General features: G+C 74.4%; 3 protein-coding genes. All 3 read right to left on the bottom strand.

The features are described 5' to 3' along the window. Positions 1-173: 173 nt before the first annotated feature. From RMO85_RS14510 to RMO85_RS14500, 3 genes are read right to left on the bottom strand one after another with little or no spacing between them, the layout of a single operon-like run. Entirely contained in the window at positions 174-470 is a 297-nt protein-coding gene (locus RMO85_RS14510) for an AzlD domain-containing protein (RefSeq protein WP_310529435.1), read from the bottom strand. Beyond that, the gene (locus tag RMO85_RS14505; RefSeq protein WP_310529434.1) at positions 470-1,162 is read right to left on the bottom strand and encodes an AzlC family ABC transporter permease; all 693 of its coding nucleotides are present in this window, start codon (positions 1,160-1,162) and stop codon (positions 470-472) included. Before RMO85_RS14505 ends, RMO85_RS14510 begins: the two co-directional genes overlap by 1 nt. Beyond that, positions 1,162-1,722, bottom strand: coding sequence for a GNAT family N-acetyltransferase (locus tag RMO85_RS14500; RefSeq protein ID WP_310529433.1), 561 nt, complete (start codon positions 1,720-1,722; stop codon positions 1,162-1,164). Before RMO85_RS14500 ends, RMO85_RS14505 begins: the two co-directional genes overlap by 1 nt. Between the last annotated feature and the right edge of the window lie 140 nt (positions 1,723-1,862).

Below are 1,862 nucleotides of genomic sequence, written 5' to 3'. Positions count from 1 at the left end.
CGCTCGACGCGGCGCGCGACCTGTACGGCGCCGGCAGCACCCAGCAGGGCGCCGTCGCGGCCGCCTGGAGCGCCGTCTCGGTCGGCTGAGGTAGCGGAACTCACGCTCTGTCCCCGAAGCCTTGGGGGCAGAGCGTGAGTTTCCCCGGATATCCGGGGAAACCAACCGAGCGGTCAGAGCAGCCGGAGCAGCGCCGCGACGACGGCCGCGCCGATCACGACCACGAGGAACGGTGCGCGCAGCAGCAGCGCCACCACGGCGAAGCCGAGGCCCGCGGTCCGGGCGTCCACTGTCAGCGACGGCCCCGACGACCACACCTGTACGGCCACGAGCGCCGCGAGCAGGGCCACCGGGATGAAGTCCGCGATGCGCTCGACGAGCGGGTTGTGCAGCACCCGCGCGGGCAGCGAGAGCCCGGCGAGCTTGAGGGCGTAGCAGCCGAGCGAGGCCACGAGGATCGCGAGCCACATCAGCGCACGGTCCTGGGCCCGCTCAGCACGCCGGCCAGCAACGCCACCCCGCCGGCGGCGAGCACGGGCACGCCCGCCGCGGTGATCGGCACCAGGCCCAGCGCGACGGCTCCGGCGACGAGGGCCACGACCTGGTTGCGACGCGCGGACAGGCGCGGCCACAGCAGGGCCAGGAACGCGGCGCCGACGGCAGCGTCGAGTCCGTACGTGCGGGGGTCGCCGATCGCGGTGCCAGCCAGCGCACCGGCCAGGGTGGCGGCGTTCCAGAGGACGAAGACCGCCAGCCCGGTGCTCAGGAAACCGACGCGGGCCGCCGGCGTGGAGCCCCGGTTGACCGCCATCGCGGTCGACTCGTCGAGCAGGATCTGGGCGGCGGCGACGCGGCGCAGGCCCGCCCACTGGAGCAGGGGCGCCAGCCGCAGGCCGTAGAGGGTGTTCCGGGTGCCGAGCAGGATCGCCGCCAGGGCTCCGCTCAGGGGCGCGCCACCGGCCGCGATGACCCCGACCAGCGCGAACTGGGAGGCGCCGGTGAAGACGAGCAGGGACAGCGCGCACGCCTGCAGGACGCTGAGCCCGGCCGTGATCGCGACCGCACCGAACGAGATGCCGTAGGTGCCGGTGGCGATCCCGACCACGATGCCTTCGCGGATGATCCCCGAACGTTCGGCGGGCGGGAGGGGCGTGGCCGCCATCAGCCGATCGCGGTGTGCAGGCGGACCTGCTTGACCGTGGTCGTGCCGGTCCCGTCGAGGTCGAGCTCCCGGTGTGCACCGTCGGGCGCCCAGCCGGCCTCGGTCAGGAAGCGCCGGTGGCCGTCGTCGGTGGCGATCACCCAGGTGACCGCGCGGGTGAACCGGTCCGCCGCCAGGGTGTCGACCGCGGCCTGCAGCAGTCGTGAGCCGTGTCCCTTGCCGCGCTCAGTGGGGTCGAGGGTCAGCTCGCTGAGCTCGCCGTCGGCGATCGGGTTGGCGTCGGGATCCGACGCGGGGCCGGTGAGGGCGAAGCCGGTGACCCGGTTGCGCTCGAGCGCGACGAGCACGCGGTGGCGGGCGTCGTCGGGCCTGCCGAGCGAGCCACGCCAGGCCGCCGCGATCGGCTCGGGGTCGGAGGGCAGTGCCTCGGCAGGGACCAGGTCGGCGTACAACACCTGCCACGCGCGGACCTGGACCGCGGCAATGGCGTCCGCGTCATCGGCCCAGGCGATGCGCACGGAGACGTCGGCGGTGGGGGTCTGGCTCGCCGGGGTGTTCATGCGCTCATCCTCACACCCGACTCGGCGGCCGGGGAGCGGGGATCTCTCCCGAGGTGGATCGCGCCGGCGATCGACAGGGCCAGGCCCGCCACGACAGCGAGGGTCCAGCCGGAACGGACCGTGTCGCCGAAGGCGACGAC

The sequence above is a fragment of the Nocardioides sp. genome (assembly GCF_031422975.1).
GTDB lineage: Bacteria > Actinomycetota > Actinomycetes > Propionibacteriales > Nocardioidaceae > Nocardioides.
This window is presented reverse-complemented; position numbering and strand designations above follow the sequence as displayed.

Bases quoted from the DNA above. Each gene is read 5' to 3' on its own strand.
- RMO85_RS14500 (WP_310529433.1), bottom strand. From the start codon at position 1,722: ATGAACACCCCGGCGAGCCAGACCCCCACCGCCGACGTCTCCGTGCGC.
- RMO85_RS14510 (WP_310529435.1), bottom strand. From the start codon at position 470: ATGTGGCTCGCGATCCTCGTGGCCTCGCTCGGCTGCTACGCCCTCAAG.
- RMO85_RS14505 (WP_310529434.1), bottom strand. From the start codon at position 1,162: ATGGCGGCCACGCCCCTCCCGCCCGCCGAACGTTCGGGGATCATCCGC.